This is a genomic window from Brevundimonas sp. R86498 (assembly GCF_044598075.1).
GTDB lineage: Bacteria > Pseudomonadota > Alphaproteobacteria > Caulobacterales > Caulobacteraceae > Brevundimonas.
The window spans coordinates 1,268,767-1,289,116 of record NZ_CP139004.1; the positions used below are offsets into that span (position 1 = coordinate 1,268,767).

The following is a 20,350-nucleotide window of genomic DNA, read 5'->3' on the forward strand; positions in this document are numbered from 1 at the left end:
AGCGATGAACCTGCGTAATTTCGCGATCTGGGGCGTGATCATTCTGGGCCTGCTGGCGGTCTACGCCGCCATCAGCCAGAACGGCGGCGCGACCATGCCCGGTCAGGCGGCAGGGGCCCCGGCCGAGGGGCGGCCCGAGCCCGCAACCTACTCCGAGCTGGTGACGGCCATTGAGGGCCGACAGATCAAGTCGGTCTCGGTCCGCGGAGACCAGGTCACGGGCGTCTACCAGAACAACACCCGCTTCGTCGCCACGACCCCCTATCCGAACGAGAGCCTCGTCGAGGCGATCCGCGCCTCCGGGGCCGAGGTGGATGTGAAGACCACCCGCCAGGCCTGGTGGCAGGGCCTGCTGGTCGGCCTGCTGCCGATTCTGCTTCTGGTCGGCGTCTGGATCTTCTTCATGCGCCAGATGCAGGGCGGGGCCCGCGGGGCCATGGGCTTCGGCAAGTCCAAGGCCAAGCTCCTGACCGAGCACAAGGGCCGCAAGACCTTTGAGGACGTGGCCGGCGTGGACGAGGCCAAGGAAGAACTGCAGGAGGTCGTCGACTTCCTGAAGGATCCGGGCAAGTTCCAGCGTCTGGGCGGCAAGATCCCCAAGGGTGCCCTGCTGGTCGGCCCTCCCGGCACCGGCAAGACCCTGCTGGCCCGCGCTGTTGCGGGCGAAGCAGGCGTGCCCTTCTTCTCCATCTCCGGCTCTGACTTCGTCGAAATGTTCGTCGGCGTCGGCGCGTCGCGGGTTCGCGACATGTTCGAACAGGCCAAGAAAAACGCGCCCTGCATCATCTTCATCGACGAGATCGACGCCGTTGGTCGCCATCGCGGCGCCGGCCTGGGCGGCGGCAATGACGAGCGCGAGCAGACCCTGAACCAACTGCTGGTCGAGATGGACGGCTTTGAAGCCAACGAGGGCATCATCCTGATCGCGGCCACCAACCGTCCCGACGTTCTGGACCCAGCCCTGCTGCGTCCCGGCCGGTTCGACCGTCAGGTCGTGGTGCCGAACCCGGACGTGTCCGGCCGCGAACGCATCCTGCGCGTCCACATGAAGGACGTGCCGCTGGCCGCCGACGTCAACGTCAAGACCATTGCCCGCGGCACGCCCGGCTTCTCGGGGGCCGACCTGGCTAACCTGGTCAATGAGGCGGCCCTGATGGCGGCGCGCAAGGACCGGCGCATGGTCACCCAGCGCGATTTCGAGGACGCCAAGGACAAGGTCATGATGGGTGCCGAGCGCAAATCCATGGCCATGAACGAGGAAGAGCGTCGCCTGACCGCCTATCATGAGGGTGGCCACGCCATCGTGGCGATGAACGTCAAGATGGCGGACCCTGTGCACAAGGCGACCATCGTCCCGCGTGGACAGGCGCTGGGAATGGTGATGCAGCTGCCGGAAGGCGACCGCTACTCCATGAAGTATCAGCAGATGATCGACCGGATCGCCATCATGGCCGGCGGTCGGGTGGCCGAGGAGATCATTTTCGGCAAGGAGAACATCACCTCGGGGGCGTCGTCCGACATCCAGCAGGCGACCAAACTGGCACGCCGCATGGTGACCCAGTGGGGCTTCTCCGACGTGCTGGGGACCGTGGCCTATGGCGAGAACGAGCAGGAGGTGTTCCTGGGCCACTCGGTTGCGCGCAGCCAGAACATCTCGGAAGAGACGGCGCGGACCATCGATTCCGAGGTCAAGAAGCTGGTGACTTCCGGCTGGGACGAGGCCCGCAAGATCCTGACGGACAAGGCCGCAGACCTCGAGAAACTGGCCCAGGCCCTGCTCGAATACGAGACCCTGTCGGGTGAGGAGATCAAGGACCTGCTGGAGAAGGGCGCGGCCCCCAACCGCGACGAGAACAACTTCCCCAACGCCGGCCCGTCCGTCTCCGTCCCGGTGACTCCGGTGTCGGAGGGCGTCACCGTCGTGGCCTCGGACCAGCACCCGACCGTTCACTAGACCTCAGCACCCCGCCGCCGGATCTCCGGGGCGGGGTGCTTTCTGCTGAACAAGTTTGCAACTCAAACAAGTCTGTGACAAGTGGTCTCTCGGCCCAGGGGGAGGACCATCATGACCACGGACATCAACCGGCCGGAACGGCTGCATGGGCTGGACGCGCTGAGAGCCGGAGCGCTGCTTCTGGGCGTTGTTCTTCACGCCAGCCTGGCCTTCTTCCCACAGCAGATCTGGATCGTTTCCGATGACAGTACGTCCAACGGCGCGGCCTGGCTGTTCTTCGCCATCCATCTGTTCCGGATGACGGCCTTCTTCCTGATCGCCGGCCTGTTCGCCCATATGATGCTGGCCCGGAAGGGCTGGCTGGGGTTCGTCGGGGATCGGGCCATGCGGATCACGGGGCCGCTCGCGACCTTCTGGTTTCCGGTCATGGTGGGGATCGTCGGTGCCCTGATCTGGACGTCGTACAAGAATGGTCTGGTCGTCCCGGGCGCACCGTCTCCGCCGCCGCCCACCTACGACTGGACCAACTTTCCCCTGACCCACCTGTGGTTCCTGTATGTGCTGACGCTCTTCTATGCCGCGGTCCTGATCCTGAGGGCCCCGTTCGCCCTGCTGGACAGCGAGGGCGGCTGGGGTCGGATCGTGGACAGGGTCACCGGGGTCCTGATCGGCCCGTGGACGCCGGTCGTCCTGGCGGTCCCGCTGGGGCTGGCCTTCTGGCTGGATCCGAAGTGGATCGCCTTCTTCGCCGTGCCGACGCCGGATGCCGGTGTGGTTCCCCACACGGCGGCGCTGGTCGGCTTCGGTCTGGCATTCGGTCTCGGCTTTCTGCTGGATCGCCGCCGCGATCTGCTGGACCGGATCGCCGCGTGGTCGCCGCTGATGCTGGCGATGGCCGTGGTCACGGGCGTGGCGGCCTACTACCTCGCGGGTGGGCCGAAGATCGAACCGATGACCGAGCCGACGGCGGACAAGGCCGTCGCGGCCTGGACCGTGGCGCTGGCGGTGTGGTCCTCTGCCTTTGCGGCCATGGGGCTGTGCCTGCGGTTCCTGTCACGACACAGCGCGATCCGGCGCTATCTCGCCGACGCCTCCTACTGGATCTACATCCTGCACCTCCCGCTGGTCATGCTGGCCCAAGTCTGGGTGCAGGACTGGGCCGGGCCGTGGTGGCTGAAGCTTGGCGGCGTATCGCTGGGCGTCTTCGCCGTCTGCCTGATCACCTATGAGTTGCTGATCCGGCACACCTTCATGGGCCAGTGGCTGAACGGTCGGCGCGTGCCGTGGCGTCCGGCCTCGCGAGCGTCTGCCCTTCCGGCTGAATAGCTTGCCAAGCTCCCTCGGCTCGTCCACCCCGGACGTGCCGGTCGCACGAGAGAATCGCCATGTCCGCAAGCTCCAGCAAACCCACCGCCGAGGCCGACCTCGCCTTCCTGCGCTCGATCGTTGAGGGTGGGGGCGGCCGCAAGCAGATTCCGATGGGGGTGCTCTTCCTCACGGGGGGGCTGCTCTACGGGGTCCAGTGTCTGTTCCATCTGGGCCAGATCGCGGGCCTCATCGGCTGGCCGGACTGGGCCAGCCTGGCCTTCGTCGTCGCCATCACGGGAGCCATGTGCGTCGTCATCGCCGTGGTGGTGGTCGCGGAGCGGCGATCCGGCGTCACGGCGACGAAGGGGCCTATGGCTGGCCGCGCCATGAACAGCGCCTTTTCGGCCACCGGCCTCGGCAACCTCGCCATCATCATCATCTTCGGCGTCGGGTCGGCGCGTGACGGGGATTTCGCGGTCTGGCTCTACTATCCGGCCATCGTCTTTGCCTTTCAGGCCATGGCCTGGTTCGTCGCCTGGACCCTGAAACGAAAGGGGTGGATGGGCCTCGTGGCAGCGGGGCACTGGATCACGGCCGTGGCTCTGGGCCTGCTGGTTCGGGAGCCGGTCGCCTACCTGTGGGTCGCCACGGCGGCGCTGTTCCTGCTGTTCGCCCTGCCCGGAGCCATCATTCTGCGCGACGCGCTGCGGGCCGAGGCCTGACTCCATGGCCCTGACCGATCTCGGCCGGATCGACGAGGTCATCCACGGCCGCATGCGGCTGGGGATCATGGTATATCTGGCGGACGTCGAGACGGCGGACTTCACCGAGCTGAAGACCGTGCTGGAGGCGACCCAGGGCAATCTGTCGGTGCATCTGAAGAAGCTGGAGGAGGCGGGCCATGTCGCTATCGACAAGAGCTTTCAGAACAACAAGCCGTTGACCCGCGTGACCCTGACCCCCTCTGGTCGAAAGGCGTTCGCCGCCTATCTTGAGGCCCTGGGTGGACTGATCGGGAAGAGGGACTGATGGCACCGATGACGGTCGACCCGGAGCGCGTGCAGGCGTTTTCGCACGCCGGGGCCTTCCACGTCTGGCTGGCGCAGAACCACGCAGACGCGCGCGAGGTCTGGATCCGGGTGTTCAAGGTCGGATCGGGCACGGACAGCGTCAGTTGGAAAGAGGCCATCCCCGTCGCGATCGCCTGGGGCTGGATCGACGGGGTGAGGAAGAGCCTCGACGACGTCAGCTTCCTGCAGCGGTTCACGCCCAGGGGCCCTAAGAGCAGCTGGAGCGAGATCAATGTCGCTCATGCCGAGCGGATGATCGCTGACGGAACGATGCAGCCGGCGGGCCTGAAACATGTCGAGGCGGCGAAAGCCGATGGGCGCTGGGCGAAGACCTATCGGGTCAAGGGGGCCGAGGTCCCAGAGGACCTGCAGGCGGCCATCGACGCGGAGCCGGAGGCCAGGGCCCTGTTCGCGGAACTGACCAGCCAGAACCGCTTCGCCCTCATCCACCGCACCAATGCCTTGAAGACCGAGGCGGGTCGCAGGAAGAAGATCGCCGATCTTGTGGCCATGCTGAAGCGGGGTGAGACCCCCTATCCCCAGAAGCGTTCATGACCCTGCCTGTCCGCCCGCGTGTCATGGGCATCCTGAACGTCACGCCCGACAGCTTCTCTGACGGAGGCCTGCATTCCACGTGCGAGACGGGCCTGGCCCAGGCGATGCGTCTCATCGGGGACGGGGTGGACATCCTCGATATCGGCGGGGAGTCGACGCGACCGGGGGCCGAGCCGGTCTCTTCGCAGGATGAGATCGCGCGGACCGTGCCGGTGATCGCCGCGGTCCATGCGCGCTGGCACGGGCCGATCAGTATTGACACCATGAAGCCGGAGGTGGCGCGCGCCGCGGTCGCCGCCGGGGCCACGATCTGGAATGACGTGACCGGCCTGACCTTCGCGCCCGAGGGGCCGGACGTTGCGGCAGAGCTGGGCTGCGAGGTGATCCTCATGCACATGCAGGGCGAACCGCGCAGCATGCAGGTCGAACCCCGCTATGGGGACGTTCTGGCCGAGGTGGGGGAGTATCTGATGGCGCGCGCGCAGGCGGCGATGGCGGCGGGTGTGGCCCGGGACAGGATCATGCTGGATCCCGGCATCGGCTTCGGCAAGACCATGGAGCACAATCTGGCGCTGATCGCGGGTCTGGAGAAACTGGCCGCGCTCGGATTCCCCGTGCTTCTGGGAGCCAGCCGCAAGCGGATGATCCGCAATATCGACCCTTCGGCGACCGAGGCAGGCGATCGCCTCGGCGGCTCGATCGCCCTGGCGCTGGAGGGGGCGCGTCGCGGGGCGTCGGTTGTCCGCGTCCACGATGTGCGCGAGACGGTGCAGGCGCTCGCCGTGCAGGCGGCAATCCACGGGGCGAAGGCATGAAGGGGCGTGTGCTGATCATCGCCGGCTCCGACTCCGGCGGCGGGGCGGGAGTCCAGGGGGACATCAAGGCGGTGACCGCCATGGGAGGCTTTGCCGCCACGGCGATTACGGCGATCACGGTGCAGAACACCCTGGGCGTCCACGGCGTCCATCCCCTGCCGCTCGATCTGATCGAGGCCCAGGCCCGGGCGGTGCTGGACGACATCGGCGCCGATGCGATCAAGACCGGCATGCTGGGCTCGGTGGCCGTGGTGGAGCGCGTTGCCGCCATCCTCGATACCAGCGACGCCCCGGTCGTGGTCGATCCGGTCATGGTCGCCAAGGGCGGGGCCTCCCTGCTGGACGAGGATGCGATTGAGGCCGTGCGGACCTTGATGATCCCGCGCGCGACCCTGCTGACCCCCAATGCGCCCGAGGCGGCGGCCCTTACCGGCATCGCCGTCACCGATCTGGACGGCCAGCACCGGGCGGGTGAGGCCCTGCTTCGGCTGGGGGCGAGGGCCGTGCTGATGAAGGGAGGGCATGTGGACGGTCCGACCGTGGTCGATCTCCTGCTGACCCCGTTCGGCGAGACCTTGCTGGAGGGGCCGCGCATCGACACCGCCTCGACACATGGCACCGGCTGCACCCTCGCCAGCGCCATCGCGGCGGGACTGGCGCAGGGCCATCCGCTGGAGGTCGCGGTGGCGGAAGCCTGGGCCTATGTCGCCGAGGCCATCCGACGCGCCCCCGGTCTGGGACAGGGGCACGGCCCGCTGGACCACGGCTGGCCGCTTCGCGACGCGACGGAAGGACGCCGGTGAGCGATCTGGAAACCCGGCTTGTGGAGATCGTTCGGGCCGACGCCGGGCTGATGCATGTGATGACGACCGTCCGGGAACTGGACCTGCCGGACTGGCGCATCTTTTCAGGAGCCGTCTACCAGTCGGCGTGGAACGCCCTGACGGGGCGGCCGGCCGGCTATGGCCGCAAGGATTTCGACCTCGGCTATTTCGATCCCGACACTTCGTGGGATGCGGAAGACGTCATCATCAAACGTGTCGCGGCGGCCTTTGATGAACCCTTCGCGAGTACCGTCGAAGTCCGCAACCAGGCCCGGGTGCCGCTCTGGTTTCCCGCCCATTTCGGCGAGCCCTACGATCCGATTTCCAGCACGGACGAGGCGCTGGCCCGGTTCGTGGCTCCGGCCTTTGCCGTGGGCATCCGGCTGGAGCCTAACGACACGATCAGCATCGCCGCCCCCTTGGGGCTTGAGGACATGTTCGCCCTGATCCTGCGACCCAATCCGACCCGGGGCGTGGCGAAGGACTGGACGCGGGTCACGGAGCGGGCCCTGTCGCGCTGGCCGGAGCTGACCGTCATTCATCCGGAGAGCGCCTGATGCGCCAGTGGAACGTAGACGCCTTTGCCGACCGGCCCTTTATGGGCAATCCCGCCGCTGTGGTGGAGCCGTTCGTGGTCTGGCCCGCCGACGCGTGGATGCAGGCCCTGGCCGCCGAGAACAATCTGTCGGAAACGGCCTTTCTGCGGACGACCGAGGAGCCGGGCCGTTTTGACCTGCGCTGGTTCACCCCCACCACCGAGGTGCCGCTGTGTGGGCACGCCACCCTCGCTTCGGCCCATATGCTTTGGGCGGAGCTGGATCTGGACGTCGAGACGCTGGTCTTTGACACCCGGTCGGGCCCCCTGACCGTGCGCCGGCGTGCTCCGGACTATGAACTGGACTTCCCGGTGGATCCCCTCACGCGGGTCCAGACGCCGGCCGGTCTCGCGGAGGCCCTGGGGGCGGAGCCGGTTGAGGTCTGGGCCAGCCGGTATCTGATCGCCCTGATGTCAGACGGGGACACAGTTCGCGCACTACGGCCGGACAGCCGCGCCCTGCTTGCCTTTGGAGACGGCGCGCTGGAGCGGGGCCAGGTGATTGCCGCCGCCCTGGAAGACCGCGATGGCCACGATGGGGTGGACCGGTTCTTCGGGCCCGGCTGCGGCCTCGATGAGGATCCGGCGACGGGATCGGCCCGGTGCGGTCTCGCGCCCCTCTTTTCCGCGAAACTGGGACGGTCGGTGGTTCGCTTCCTCCAGGCCTTTCCCGGCCGGGGAGCCCGGTTCGAGACCGAACTGGCGGGCGACCGGGTCCTGATCCGGGGGGCCGCGGTGACGGTCATGGACGGACAATTGAGGCTCTGAGGAACGGAAACGGGGCGCGACCCTCGCGGATCGCGCCCCCTCCTTGCGGACGGCCGGGTCTTGGGCTGTGTCAGTGGCCGCCCGAAGCTCTAGCCGCGACGGTTGTCGCGATCACGCCGCTCCATGCGGATCTGGGCCGACAGCCGGTCGAAACGACGATCAAGATCGGTCCGTTCCCACTGGATCAGGCCACCCCGGCGATAGCTGGCCTCAAGCCGCAGCAGGGTGTTGAACTCGCTGCGCAGCCGTGTGGCTTCGCGTCGGCTCAAGCCGCCATTGCGGACGCCCATATCGATGCGGCGATCAAGACTGGCCTGACGGACATTGATCGACTGCCAATTGTCGCGCACCTGATGGGGGGCCGGATGATTGTAGGACTGGGCGGTCGCCGGAACGGCAGAGGCGAGCGCGACGGCTCCAGCGAAAGCCGCAAGAGTGAGGACGGGAACAGTCGGGGTCTTGAACATCGGATCGCTCCATCTCGGGGCCCGCAGCCGGTGTGGCGGCGTTGGTCCCACAAGACGCCCCTGCGACTGAGGCGATGCTGAACGGTGTTGGTCGGGTCCCGTTCATGTCCGCGACGAGACCCGTTTCCCCGTGAGCTTAAACCTCTCTAAGCTGGGCGTTCAGCCCGCGTTCAGAGCGCATGGCCCAAAAGACGCCTCATGACCCGCCTGTCCGTTCTTTTCCTCACTGTTCTGATCGCCGTCGCTCCCGTGGGTGCAACGGCGCAGGACCGTGGCTCGCGCGACGGTGACCGCGAGCGGCCCGCACCGCAGCGTGAACCCCGGCGTATCAGCGAGGCCGAAGCCCAGGGCATCGCGCGCTCTCGCGCCGGCGGAGCCCGCTTCGTCGGCTCCCTCGGCCTGCGGGGCAACAGTTACGTCTTCCGCTTCGAGCGTGACGGACGGATCATTGATATCGCCGTCGACTCGCGCGGCGGCTGAACGAACAGGGACAGATCATGCGTGTGCTGCTTGTTGAAGACGACCCCGATCTGTCACGCCAGCTGAAACAGGCGCTCGGCGACGCGGGCTATGCGGTCGACCATGCCGCGGACGGGGAGGAAGCCCATTTCCTCGGCGATACGGAACCCTATGACGTCGTGGTGCTGGATCTGGGTCTGCCCAAGATCGACGGCGTATCGGTGCTGGAGCGCTGGCGTCGCGACGGCAAGGCCACACCCGTCCTGATCCTGACGGCGCGCGGGGCCTGGTCGGACAAGGTGTCAGGCTTTGATGCAGGGGCCGACGACTATCTGACCAAGCCTTTCCACACCGAGGAGCTGCTGGCGCGCCTCCGGGCCCTGCTGCGCCGGTCGGCGGGCATCGCCTCGGCGACGCTCGCCTGCGGCGGCTTGCGCCTCGACCCCCGCGCCGCCCGGGCGACGGTCAGCGGCGAACCGCTGCGCCTCACCTCGCTGGAGTATCGCCTGCTGCACTATATGATGATGCATCAGGGCCGCGTGATCAGCCGGACCGAACTGGTCGAACACCTTTACGATCAGGACTTCGACCGCGATTCCAATACGATCGAGGTCTTCATCGGACGGCTGCGCAAGAAGGTCGGCCCTGACCGGATCGAGACCGTACGCGGCCTCGGCTACAGGCTGACCCCGCTGGCAGGCGAGTCCGAAGCGGCGTGAGTGACGCGCCTGCGGTCGCAATGCCATGGTGGCGAGCCTGGCTGGTTCGCCCCCGCCGCAGCCTGACCCGGCGCCTGATCTGGCTCGCCTCGGCCTGGATCATCGTAGCCCTCATGCTGACCGGCTGGATGCTGACCAGCCAGTATCAGGAGAGCGCCCTGCGACGGCTGGGCAACCAGCTCGGGGCCGTCATCGACGACGTCGTGATCGCCAGCGTGATGACGGACGAGGGGCTGCGGGTCGCGGAAATCAAGGACGCCCAGACGCTGCGGGGGCTGTCGGGCAAGTACTGGATGGTGGGAGAGGTCGACGCCGGAGGTGGAGTTCGCATCCTTGCCCGCTCGCCATCGCTGGCGGGCGAGAGCCTGTATGTCGATCCGGCGCTTCCGACACGGCTGAAAGCCGCCTTCGGGGCCACCCTCACCTACAATGACCCCGGGATCCTTCCGGACGGTGCGCAACCCCTGAGGATTGCCGCGAGCATGAAGTCCCTCCCGGGGCGGGAAACGCCCTTTGTCTTCATGGCCGGTGTCGACCGCTCCGAGATCGACGCCGACACGCGCCAGTTCGCAACCTTCACCTGGACGGCGTTGTTGATCCTCGGGATCGGTCTGGTGATCGCGGTTTTTCTACAGGTCCAGGTCGGCCTTAGACCTCTGTTTGACCTGCAGGTCGAGATCGCCAATGTCCGCAAGGGGCGTGCAGCAAGGATCGAGCGCGACTATCCCGTCGAAATCCAGCCGCTCGCCGAACAGGTCAACAGGCTCCTGGACCACAACCAGGAGGTCGTGGACCGCCAACGGACCCACGTCGGGAATCTGGCGCATGCGCTGAAGACGCCGCTGTCCGTGATGTTGGCGGAAAGCGGCTCCGAACCCGGTGCCCTCGCCAATGTCGTGCGTCGGCAGTCCGAAATCATGAAAGGACAGGTCGATCACCACCTGCGCCGCGCCCGCGCCGCCGCGCGCGCCGCCCACGGTCTGGGCGAGCGGACGCCGGTGGCCGAGGTGATCGACGAGTTGGCGGTGATGCTGGAGCGGGTCTTCCAGTCGAAGGATGTGGAGATTGACTGGCGCGCGCCCGATGAGCTGGCATTCCTGGGAGAGCGCCAGGACCTGCAGGAGATCCTGGGCAATCTGATGGAGAACGCCTGCAAATGGTCGACCCGCCGCGTTCGGGTCTCGGCCGGGGCCAGCGGTCTGGGACAGATGATCGCCGTGGTCGAGGACGATGGCCAGGGGCTGCCGGCCGATCAGCGCGAGGCGGTGATGAAACGCGGGACCCGACTGGACGAGGATGCGCCCGGCTCCGGTCTGGGTCTGGCGATCGTCGATGACCTCACCCGCGCCTATGGCGGTCGGTTGACTCTGGCGGCCAGCGAACTGGGGGGGCTGAAGGCCGTGCTGGAGTTGCCTGCAGCCGACGAGTGAGCCATGCGCTTCCGGATTCTTAACCCCGACCGTTCACCGTCCGTCGTGGCCGCGCTGTTCGCGGTCGACGGAGGACGGCATGGCCGAACTGTCGGTCGCCCATCGCGCGGTGCTCGCCCAGATGCTGGAGCGGGTGCCCGACAGGACCTTGAAAACCCTGTCTGCGGCGGTGGCCCAGATGCCGGGCGACAAGGCGCGCGCGCTCAGCCTGATGCTGTCTGAAGAAACCACCGATCGTGAACGCCGCGCCGTGGCCTTTGCACCACTGATCCCGCTGTTTCGCCGGCGGAAGGATGGCGTTGAAGGCCTCGATTTTCCCGCCCATGTTCTGCCCCGGCTGTGGAAAGCGGCCTCCAGCCGTGAGCAGGCCATGCTGCCGATGCTCGACGACGTTCGCGGGGTGGAGGACGATCCTCGGGTGGTGGCTGTCTCTGACTGCCTGTGCGAGGCCGCTGTTGCGGCGATCCGCGATCAGCCTGACGTGATCTGGCCGCCCGGAGCGGGCGATGAACAGGCTCGCACGGCGGGGCTCGTCGAGCTGGAGCATTGTTTCAATCTTGCGGCGATGGCCCGACGGGCTGTCTTTGGCCTGCCGGCGCTTGTTCAACGACCGACCGAGGGCCAGCTTGCCGAGCTTCGTCTTCTGGTCAGGGACAGCGGGGAAGTGGGCCCTGCGGGCGGGCCACGGATGCTGGAGATCCTGTTCACCCATCTGACCCGTGCCCATCTCATCCTGAGACTGGTCGTCCAGTCCTCCCGGAGCGCGGCCAAGGAAGGCGTTCTGTCGGAATCCGAGATGGCGAGCTTCGTCAATCGCCTGATCGAGGCGGTCGAGTCCCGGGTGGCCAGGATCGCTGCGTTCAGGCCCGGGCAGGCAGAGCGACCGCGCGCCGACCTGCAGTCCGACATCAACTGGTGCGCCGAAACCCTGGCGGAGCTCGACGCCACCCTGCAGCTGGATCCCGAGGGGGCATGGGGCAAACAGGCGCGGGACGCCCGCACGCGGATCAATCAGACACTCGCGCGCGTGCTGGGCTCGACGGAAAAGGCGCTGGACAAGATTATGCCGATGCAGCGGGTCCCCAGCGTGGGGCGGATGACGCGCGATGCGCCGGCGCTGGACCAGCCGGTATCGGACGAAGCGGTCGAGACGGCGACGGTCCTGCTGACCCTTGTCGGCACACTGCGGACGGCGGCCCAGATCTTCGGTTGCGAGTCCCAGCGCTACAAACTGGTCCAGTCGGCCACAGAGCGGGTGACCGCCTATGTCGAGGAGGCGGTCGATCTGCTGGGAGCCGGCGAGGTCGAGGACCCGGCGGGAACGCTCGCGCACTTCGAACGCCTGGCTCAACTCTTGCTCCTGATTGACGCTGCGGATGCGGCGCGCAACGTCCGCCGCCGCGCTACGGCGGCGGGGGCCGCGACCATCCAGCCCTCGCATCAGGCCGCCTGATCCTCTAATCCGGCGGGATGATGGTGTTCTGGACCCTTGCCGGCCTGATGACGGCGCTTGCTGGCGTGCTGGTGCTGGGCCACGCCCGCCGGGGAGCTGAGGCGATCGCGCCCGAATCAGACACCGGGGCCGCCGAACTGGCCGAGCTGGACCGCTTGAAGGCACGCGGCCTGCTGGATGAGGACACCCTCGCCTCCGCCCGGGCCGAAGCGGCCCGTCGCCTGCTGGCCGCGCCGCCCGTGGACGCGCCCCCGGTTGTTGGGGGGCGGGATCGGACGCTGACCCTGGGGGCGCTGATCGCGACCTGTGCGGTGACGCTGGGCCTCTATTTCAGTGTCGGCGCGCCCGGTCTTCCGGACCAGAGCTGGGAGCGCCGCGTGGATGAGTGGGCGGCGTCGCCCGAGACCCTCGATGCGCCGCAGATCGCGGCTGTCCTGACGCGCGCAGTGCGGCGCGAGCCAGACAATCGCACGGCCCTGACCATGCTGGGGGCGGCCCGGTTCGAGGCTGGCGATCCGATCGGCGCGGCCTCGGCATTCCGGAGGGCCCTGGCCCTGGATCAGGACGACGCCGTCAGCTGGGCCCGTCTGGGGGAAAGCCTGGTCCGGGCCGCCGAGGGCGACGTCGGGGGCGACGCCGAAGCGGCCTTCACCCGGGCCATTGCCCTCGACCCGGATCAGCTGGGCGCGCGGTATTTTCTGGGGGAGGCGGCCCTGACCCGCGGGGACGTCGCCCGGGCCCGCGAGATGTGGACGCCGCTGATTGCCGTGCTGGATCCTGCCGATCCGCGGCGGGCGGATCTGGTCAGCCGGCTGGGCGCGGCCGGATGACCTGTTGGAGTGCTGTGGTGTGCCCTCTATACCGGCGACAGTCGCACAGCCGAGGAGCCTGCGTCCGCCGATGAGCTGGATCCCCAAATCGCCCAAGGCCCGTCGCCGTCTCTGGGTGGTGGCCGCCGCCGCCCCGGTTCTGGCGCTCGCGGTGGGGCTGTCGCTGTGGGCTATGCAGGACAGTGTCACCTTCTTCTTCTCGCCCTCCGAAGCGACGCCGGAAGCAGCTCCGGCGGGCCGGGTGATCCGGCTGGGCGGTCTGGTCGAGACCGGCAGTGTCAGCCAGACGGGCACCACGGTCGCCTTTGCCGTGACCGACAACGCCGCGACCAGCCGCGTGATCTATCAGGGCGACCTGCCTGATCTGTTCCGTGAGGGGCAGGGCATCGTCGCCGAGGGTCGGTTCGGCCCTGATCGGGTCTTCCATGCCGACACGGTTCTGGCCAAGCATGACGAGACCTATATGCCGCGCGAGGTTGCCGACCGTCTGAAGGCCAGTGGCGAATGGCGTCCGGAGGGCGGTGCGACCCCGGCCACGTCCGGTGCCCCCGTCGCCCGTCCGGGCGCATCCGTTTCATGATCATCGAGTTTGGCGCTTTCGCGCTGATTCTGGCTCTGGCGCTCTCGGGGCTGCAGGCCGGTCTTGCAACGGTCGGACGCTGGCGACGCAGCCCGCTTCTGGCAGGCGGCGCAGAGGGCGCGGCCGTGGCTGCGGCAATCGCTACGGCCCTCGCGTTCGGCGTGCTGATCTTCGCCTTCGCGACCTCGGACTTTTCGGTGACGAACGTGGCCCGCAACAGCCACACCGACAAGCCGATGCTTTACAAGATCGCCGGAGCCTGGGGCAGTCACGAGGGCTCGCTGGTCCTGTGGTGCCTCGTCATGACCGGGTTCGGCGCGGTCCTGACCCTCGCGCGGGGACTGCCGTTCGGGCTCAAGACCTCGGCGGTGGCGGTGCAGGGAGGACTGGGCACGCTGTTTCTGGCCTTCGCTGTCTTCACCTCCAACCCGTTCGCGCGGCTGGATCCCGCACCGCTTCAGGGCGCGTCGCTGAACCCCCTGCTGCAGGATCCCGCCCTGGCGATCCATCCGCCCCTGCTCTACGCGGGCTATGTCGGTTTCTCGGTGACCTTCTCCCTGGCCGTGGCCGCCCTGATCGAGGGTCGGGCCTTCTCCGGCTTCTGGCCCGCCTGGGGCCGCTGGGTTCGGCCATGGGCGCTGGCCTCGTGGGTTTTCCTGACACTCGGGATCACTCTCGGTGCCTTCTGGGCCTACTATGAACTGGGCTGGGGCGGCTGGTGGTTCTGGGACCCCGTCGAGAACGCGAGCTTCCTGCCGTGGCTGGCCGGCGCGGCCCTGCTGCATTCGGCCGTCGTCACCGAACGGCGCGGGGCGCTGGCCGGCTGGACCGTGTTTCTGGCCCTGCTGGCCTTCAGCTTCTCCATGCTGGGGGCCTTCCTCGTGCGCTCCGGCGTTCTGACCAGCGTCCACGCCTTCGCGGTCGACCCGGAGCGCGGTCTGATGCTGCTGGGCATTCTGGGGCTGGCCGCGGGTTCGGCCTTCGCCCTGTTCGCCTGGCGTGCCCCGCAGTTGAAGGGAGGCGGCCTGTTCGCGCCCGTCAGCCGGGAAGGGGCCCTGGTGCTGAACAACCTGTTCCTGACCGTGGCTGCGGTCACCGTCCTGCTGGGCACCCTCTATCCCCTGATCCTCGAGGCGGCGACCGGAGCCACCATCTCGGTCGGCCCGCCCTATTTCGCCCTGACCTTCACCCCCCTCATGGCCGTCGCCTTCCTGATCCTGCCGGCCGGCCCCTTGCTGGCGTGGAAGCGCGGCGACGCGCTGGGGGCCCTGCAGCGCCTGTCCCTCGCTGGAGGGCTGGCCATCGCCTGCGGCTTCCTCGGCTGGCTGGCGTTCGAGCCGCGTCAGGCCTTCGCCGGGGCCGGTCTGGCCATCGGAGCCTGGCTGATCTTCGGGGCTCTGGCCGAAGTGGTCGAACGGGTCCGCCTGTTCCGCGTGCCTCTCGCCGAGGTCGGTCGCCGCGCCCGGGGTCTGCCGCTCGGGGCCTGGGGCATGACCCTGGCCCATGCCGGTCTGGGCGTCTTCGTGTTGGGCGCCGTGGTGGAGACCCAGTTCAAGCTCGAGGCCGCAGCACCGCTGGCCATCGGGGGCGAGGTCCGCGCCGGGCCTTGGGCGGTCACCCTTAACGACGTGCGCATCGTCGAGGGGCCGAATTATCTGGCGGAACAGGGGCGGCTGACGGTTGCCCCTGTGTCCGGTGACGCGCCCCCCCGTCAGGTCATTGCGGAACGGCGCTTCTTCCCGGCGGGCGGCCAGACCACGACCGAGGTGGGCCTCGATTTTCGCGGGCTGGACGACGTCTATGTGGTCATGGGCGAGCGGCGCGCCACGCCCGAGGCGGCCCAGGCGTGGACCGTGCGGGTCTATTACAATCCGTGGGCGAGGCTGATCTTTCTCGGGCCGGCGCTGATGGCCCTGGGTGGTCTTTTGTCCCTGTCCGACCGGCGGCTCAGGCTGGCAGTCGGCCGCCGCAAGAAGGCGTTGGCATGACCCGCCTGAGGGCTCTTCTGCTGGCGTTGGCGGGCGTGATGGTCCTGTCCTCGCCCCTGGCGGCGCAGGAGCCCGCCGCCCTGCCGGACCGACCTCTGGCCTCGCCGGGGCAGGAAGCCCGCGCCCAGGCCCTGTTCGAGGTCGTGCGCTGTGTCGTGTGCCAGCACGAGTCCATCGCCGATTCGCCTGCGGGCATCGCCGGCGACATGCGCCGCCTGATCCGAGAGGAGATTGCCGCCGGGGCTACCGATCAGGCCGTGCGCGACGATCTGGTGCGCCGCTACGGCGACTATGTGCTGTTCACCCCGCCGGTGCGGACGGGGACCTGGCTGCTGTGGTTCGGCCCGGCCTTTCTGGTGCTGCTGGGGCTGGCGGGACTGTTCGCCATGGCCCGGCGCAAGACCGTCGAGACGCCGCCGCTATCCCCGGAAGAGGAGCGCCGTCTGGCCGATCTTCTCGCAGGTGAAAGACTTGGCCCCGATCCTGACGCATCCGCGCCTCACGACGGGCGTTGAGCCGGGTCAAGCGTCACAAGGCAGCGGTTGGCGAATAGGCCCGCCGCCCTATATCTTGAAGCGAACGGGTCCCGAGGGACCCTGGTGAGGATCGCAGGACAAAGATGTTGAAGCGCAAGGAATTCATCCTCGGGGCCGCCGTCGGCCTGACGTTCGCGGCCGCCGCGACCGCCGGGGGCGTGATCGACTGGCCGGGGGCGAACGCCGCCGAGGTCCACGGGCGTCTGGTGCCCTCCGCCGGAGCCGCCGGCCTCGCCTTCGCCCCGCCCCAGGGGGCGCCGCTCAGCTTCGCCGACATCTTCGACCAGGTCTCGCCGGCCGTGGTCCAGATCGACGTCGAGACCCGGGTCGAACGCCCGCGCGGCGGCATCATTCCCATTCCGGGCTTCCCACCGGGCTTCGGCTTCCGCGCCCCGGAAACCCAGACCCCCGATGAGGAGGAGGACGCCCCGACCGCTTTGGGTGCCGGCTCCGGCTTCTTCATCTCGGCCGACGGGTTCATCGTTACCAACAATCACGTGGTCGAGAACGCCACCAAGATCACGGTGAAACTGTCGGACGGCCGTGAGCTGGAGGCCCGCTTGGTCGGCCGGGACGCCGACACCGACCTGGCCGTGCTCAAGGTCGAGGGCAGCGACTTCAAGTTCGTGACCTTCGAGGAGGCGGCCGAACCTCGCGTCGGCGACTGGGTCATCGCCGTGGGCAATCCCTTCGGCCTTGGCGGCACCGCCACGGCCGGCATCGTCTCGGCCCGCGCTCGCGATATCTCCGACAGCCGGACGCCCTATACGGACTACCTCCAGATCGACGCCGCCATCAACCGGGGCAACTCGGGGGGACCGACCTTCGACATCTATGGCCGCGTGATCGGTGTGAACTCGGCGATCTTCTCGCCCACCGGTGGCTCGGTCGGTATCGGCTTCGCCATCCCGGCGTCTATCGCGAAGTCGGTGACCGATCGCCTGATGAGCGGCCGTGCCATCGAGCGAGGCTATCTCGGTGCCACGATCAGTACGATCACTGACGACGAGCGCGAGGCCTATGGTTTCGCCTCGGATTTCGAGGCGGCCTACATCGTCGATGTCACCGCAGGGGGACCGGCAGACCGGGCCGGCCTTCAGATCGGCGATATCGTGACTTTGCTCAACGGCCGCAAGATCACCTCGTCGACCGAACTGACCCGCGCGGTCGGCCAGGCCGCACCGGGTGACAACCTTCGGCTTGAGATCATCCGCGAGGGCCGACAACAGGTCATCAATGTCCGTTCCGGTACGCGTCCGGCGGACATTCAGGCCGCCCAGAACGGCGCAAATCCCGATGAGCCCGGAAGCGTGCCAGACCGCCCGGCCGCCGGAGCAGGGGAGGTCGTCGAGGGTCTGACCGTCACACCGGTCACCGAAGCGCTGCGCACCCGCTACAGCCTGCCCGACAGCCTCAACGGTCTGGTCATCACCGCCACAGCCCAAGGGTCCCGCGCGGCGCGCATGGGTTTCGAGCCTGGCATGGTCATCGTGCTGGCTGACCAGCGTCAGGTGCGGACCGCGGCCGACCTGCGGGCGGCGGTGGCCCGGGTGAAGGAATCGGGGCGCGAGGGGATCGTCCTGCTCGTCCGCACGGCGCGGGGCAACTCGCCGGTCGTGCTGCCACTGGCGACCGCCGAATAGGCCGTAGCCTGAACAAGCCTTAACTCCCTAAGTCGCCGCCGATGGGATACCGTCGGCGGCGATTGTGATTCCGGAGGGGCTGGCCTGTGAAAATTCTTGTAGTCGAGGACGATGCGGAAGCCGCCCAGGCGATGGTGCGGGGCCTGACCGAGGCGGGCCATATCGCCGCCCATGCCATCGACGGGGCCTATGGCCTGCTGGAGGCCCAGAACGGCGGCTATGACGTCTATGTCGTCGACCGGATGATGCCCCGGCTGGACGGGATCGGCATGGTCGAGACCTTGAGGAAGAACGGCGACCAGACTCCGGTCCTGTTCCTGTCGGCCATGGGGGAGGTCGAGGACCGCATCGTGGGGCTGAAGGCCGGCGGCGACGACTATCTGGTCAAGCCCTACGCCTTCGGGGAACTGGTGGCCCGGGTCGAAGCCCTGTCGCGGCGGCGCGAGACCGGCGGGGTCCAGACCGTGCTCAAGGTCGGCGATCTGGAGATGAACCTGATCGCCCGCACCGTCTTCCGCGGCACGACCGAGATCGACCTGCAGCCGCGCGAATTCCAGCTGCTGGAATTCCTGATGCGCCACGCCGGCCAGTCGGTGACCCGCACCATGCTGCTGGAGAAGGTCTGGGAATACCATTTCGACCCCCAGACCAACGTCATCGACGTCCACATCAGCCGGCTGCGCTCCAAGATCGACAAGGGCTTCGATCGGGCCATGCTGCAGACGGTGCGCGGCGCGGGGTACCGGCTCGAGGCCTAGGCCTGCCCCATGCGCCTTCCTTCCCTCTTTCGCCGCACGCCCTTCCGGCTGACGCTGCTGTTTCTGGCCCTGTTTGCGGCCGCGGCCAGCGCGATCCTAGCCTATGTCTATGTCGCCTCGGCCTCCGAGGCCACGGCGCGGGCGCGGTCGGACGTGGAGGCCGAGCACGCGGCCCTGGTCTCGCTCTATCGGGAACGGGGCGGTGATGCCCTGAACCAGGCCCTGGTCGACAAGATCCTGACGGGAGGGCCGTTCCTGTATCTGTACATGGACGCGCAGGGACAGGGCATCACCGGCAACCTCAGCGTTACGGCCGAGGGGGCCAACGGCCAGACCGAGCGGCAGTCCCTGAATGAATCGCCCATCGCCGACTACAACGGGGGCGAACACTGGGCGACCTTCCGCTTCACCGACACCGAGTTCTGACGGCACGGTGGTGCGCAAGGAGGCCTTCGGCGTCCAGACCACATTGCCAGGGGGCGAGATGCTCTATGTCGGCGAGGACCTCGGGGACACCGAGGCCTATCTGACCCGCCTGACCCAGGCGCTGTGGATGGCCATGGGCATGGTCTTGCTGCTGGGGGCGGGGGGCGGCCTGCTGATCAGCCGCAATGTCGAGCGGGCCATGGGACGGCTGAACGCTGTCGTCGCCGCCGTCCAGGAGGGCGATCTCAAGTCGCGCGTGGCCGTGCGCAATTCCGGGGACGAACTGGACGAGCTGGGGCAGGGGCTGAACCGGATGCTGGACCGGCTGGAGGCCTCCATGGCCTCGATCCGGCATGCCGGGGACGCGATCGCCCACGACCTGCGCTCGCCCCTGACGCGGATGCGGGCCCGCCTGGAGGTCGCCCTGATCGACGCCGAGAGCGGCCGGGTCGATGGAGCCGATGCCCTGCAGGTGGCTCTCGACGAGGCGGACAACCTGCTCAAGACCTTCAATACTGTCCTCGCCATTGCCCGTTTGCAGGCGGCGGCAGGCCGGGCCCCCGACGCGGAGGTCTTCGACGCAGCCGAACTCGCGGCCGACATGGCCGAACTGTATGAACCCGCCGCCGAGGACAAGGAGCTGGAGTTCTCGGCCGAGATCGAGAAGGGACTGATGATCGACGGGTCCCGTCCCTTCCTCGCCCAGGCCCTGGCCAATGTCATCGACAATGCCATCAAATACACTCCCCCGGGCGGAGCCGTGATGCTGCGTGCCCGTCGCCGCTCGTCGGGCGAGGTCGAATACTCCGTCACCGACACCGGCCCGGGCGTGCCGGAAGAGGATCGCGGGCGGGTCATCGAACGCTTCGTGCGCCTCGACAACAGCCGCACCGAGGCGGGTTCGGGGCTGGGCCTGTCGCTGGTCGGCGCGGTGATGGAAGCCCACGCCGGCCGGATCCAGCTCGACGAGGGTCCGGGGGCCTACGGTGGCTTTGGGCCGGGACTTAGGGTCGCGCTGATTCTGCCACCGGCCTGAAGCCATTTGCACCTTGCGGCAGTGCGCGCTGCGGTTAAACCGGATGGCGGAGACGCCGATGCCGTTCCTGCCCTGGTTGCGACGCAAGACCCGACGTCCCGCCTTGCCCGCCGCCGCGCCGGCGGGAGCGACGTCT

General features: G+C 68.1%; 20 protein-coding genes and 1 pseudogene. 20 read left to right on the forward strand and 1 reads right to left on the reverse strand.

Translation table 11 applies throughout. The features are described 5' to 3' along the window. Positions 1 to 4 precede the first annotated feature (4 nt). The 9 genes from ftsH (at position 5) to SJY26_RS06295 (ending at position 7,889) form a co-directional block, all read left to right on the forward strand. The gene (gene ftsH, locus SJY26_RS06255) at positions 5 to 1,954 is read left to right on the forward strand and encodes an ATP-dependent zinc metalloprotease FtsH (protein ID WP_396595275.1); all 1,950 of its coding nucleotides are present in this window, start codon (positions 5 to 7) and stop codon (positions 1,952 to 1,954) included. A 111-nt stretch (positions 1,955 to 2,065) separates the two neighbouring features. Continuing rightward, positions 2,066 to 3,280, forward strand: coding sequence for an acyltransferase family protein (locus SJY26_RS06260; protein ID WP_396595276.1), 1,215 nt, complete (start codon positions 2,066 to 2,068; stop codon positions 3,278 to 3,280). Between the two features lie 59 nt (positions 3,281 to 3,339). Continuing rightward, positions 3,340 to 3,984: a hypothetical protein gene (locus SJY26_RS06265; protein ID WP_396595277.1), complete on the forward strand. Its 645-nt coding sequence runs from the start codon at positions 3,340 to 3,342 to the stop codon at positions 3,982 to 3,984. A gap of 4 nt (positions 3,985 to 3,988) precedes the next feature. Further along, positions 3,989 to 4,291: a winged helix-turn-helix domain-containing protein gene (locus SJY26_RS06270; RefSeq protein WP_396595278.1), complete on the forward strand. Its 303-nt coding sequence runs from the start codon at positions 3,989 to 3,991 to the stop codon at positions 4,289 to 4,291. Beyond that, positions 4,291 to 4,887, forward strand: a complete 597-nt coding sequence (locus tag SJY26_RS06275; protein WP_396595279.1) for a YdeI family protein — start codon at positions 4,291 to 4,293, stop codon at positions 4,885 to 4,887. Before SJY26_RS06270 ends, SJY26_RS06275 begins: the two co-directional genes overlap by 1 nt. Further along, positions 4,884 to 5,702, forward strand: a complete 819-nt coding sequence (folP, locus tag SJY26_RS06280; protein WP_396595280.1) for a dihydropteroate synthase — start codon at positions 4,884 to 4,886, stop codon at positions 5,700 to 5,702. Before SJY26_RS06275 ends, folP begins: the two co-directional genes overlap by 4 nt. Further along, the gene (gene thiD / locus SJY26_RS06285; RefSeq protein WP_396595281.1) at positions 5,699 to 6,505 is read left to right on the forward strand and encodes a bifunctional hydroxymethylpyrimidine kinase/phosphomethylpyrimidine kinase; all 807 of its coding nucleotides are present in this window, start codon (positions 5,699 to 5,701) and stop codon (positions 6,503 to 6,505) included. Before folP ends, thiD begins: the two co-directional genes overlap by 4 nt. Further along, the gene (locus SJY26_RS06290) at positions 6,502 to 7,083 is read left to right on the forward strand and encodes a nucleotidyltransferase family protein (protein WP_396595282.1); all 582 of its coding nucleotides are present in this window, start codon (positions 6,502 to 6,504) and stop codon (positions 7,081 to 7,083) included. The genes thiD and SJY26_RS06290 overlap by 4 nt, the downstream gene beginning before the upstream one ends. Beyond that, positions 7,083 to 7,889: a PhzF family phenazine biosynthesis protein gene (locus tag SJY26_RS06295; protein WP_396595283.1), complete on the forward strand. Its 807-nt coding sequence runs from the start codon at positions 7,083 to 7,085 to the stop codon at positions 7,887 to 7,889. The genes SJY26_RS06290 and SJY26_RS06295 overlap by 1 nt, the downstream gene beginning before the upstream one ends. 89 nt (positions 7,890 to 7,978) lie before the next feature. On the opposite strand, the gene SJY26_RS06300 is transcribed toward SJY26_RS06295, so the two are convergent. Next, a complete protein-coding gene (locus SJY26_RS06300) occupies positions 7,979 to 8,356 on the reverse strand; it encodes a hypothetical protein (RefSeq protein WP_396595284.1) in 378 nt (125 codons plus the stop codon). A 198-nt stretch (positions 8,357 to 8,554) separates the two neighbouring features. Between SJY26_RS06300 and SJY26_RS06305 the strand changes: the two genes are divergently transcribed. From SJY26_RS06305 to SJY26_RS06355, 11 genes and pseudogenes are all read left to right on the forward strand, one after another. After that, entirely contained in the window at positions 8,555 to 8,836 is a 282-nt protein-coding gene (locus tag SJY26_RS06305) for a hypothetical protein (protein ID WP_396595285.1), read from the forward strand. Positions 8,837 to 8,853: 17 nt separating this feature from the next. Beyond that, on the forward strand, positions 8,854 to 9,534 hold the full coding sequence (locus SJY26_RS06310) for a response regulator transcription factor (protein WP_396595286.1): 681 nt from the start codon (positions 8,854 to 8,856) through the stop codon (positions 9,532 to 9,534). A 20-nt stretch (positions 9,535 to 9,554) separates the two neighbouring features. Then, positions 9,555 to 10,964: a sensor histidine kinase gene (locus tag SJY26_RS06315; RefSeq protein WP_396595717.1), complete on the forward strand. Its 1,410-nt coding sequence runs from the start codon at positions 9,555 to 9,557 to the stop codon at positions 10,962 to 10,964. Between the two features lie 79 nt (positions 10,965 to 11,043). After that, positions 11,044 to 12,417 carry a hypothetical protein gene (locus SJY26_RS06320; protein WP_396595287.1) on the forward strand — a complete coding sequence of 458 codons (1,374 nt, stop codon included), beginning with the start codon at positions 11,044 to 11,046 and terminating at the stop codon, positions 12,415 to 12,417. A gap of 17 nt (positions 12,418 to 12,434) precedes the next feature. Continuing rightward, complete coding sequence (gene ccmI, locus SJY26_RS06325) at positions 12,435 to 13,247, forward strand: c-type cytochrome biogenesis protein CcmI (RefSeq protein WP_396595288.1); 813 nt, start codon at positions 12,435 to 12,437, stop codon at positions 13,245 to 13,247. 70 nt (positions 13,248 to 13,317) lie between these two features. Continuing rightward, positions 13,318 to 13,827, forward strand: a complete 510-nt coding sequence (gene ccmE / locus SJY26_RS06330) for a cytochrome c maturation protein CcmE (RefSeq protein WP_396595289.1) — start codon at positions 13,318 to 13,320, stop codon at positions 13,825 to 13,827. Further along, positions 13,824 to 15,815, forward strand: coding sequence for a heme lyase CcmF/NrfE family subunit (locus SJY26_RS06335; RefSeq protein ID WP_396595290.1), 1,992 nt, complete (start codon positions 13,824 to 13,826; stop codon positions 15,813 to 15,815). The genes ccmE and SJY26_RS06335 overlap by 4 nt, the downstream gene beginning before the upstream one ends. After that, positions 15,812 to 16,330 carry a cytochrome c-type biogenesis protein CcmH gene (locus tag SJY26_RS06340; protein WP_396595291.1) on the forward strand — a complete coding sequence of 173 codons (519 nt, stop codon included), beginning with the start codon at positions 15,812 to 15,814 and terminating at the stop codon, positions 16,328 to 16,330. Before SJY26_RS06335 ends, SJY26_RS06340 begins: the two co-directional genes overlap by 4 nt. Positions 16,331 to 16,434: 104 nt before the next feature. After that, complete coding sequence (locus SJY26_RS06345; protein WP_396595292.1) at positions 16,435 to 17,994, forward strand: Do family serine endopeptidase; 1,560 nt, start codon at positions 16,435 to 16,437, stop codon at positions 17,992 to 17,994. 86 nt (positions 17,995 to 18,080) lie between these two features. Next, positions 18,081 to 18,752 (forward strand): response regulator transcription factor, encoded by a 672-nt coding sequence (locus SJY26_RS06350; protein ID WP_396595293.1) that lies wholly within the window; start codon positions 18,081 to 18,083, stop codon positions 18,750 to 18,752. Between the two features lie 9 nt (positions 18,753 to 18,761). Next, positions 18,762 to 20,214: pseudogene (locus SJY26_RS06355) on the forward strand (ATP-binding protein). Positions 20,215 to 20,350: the final 136 nt, after the last annotated feature.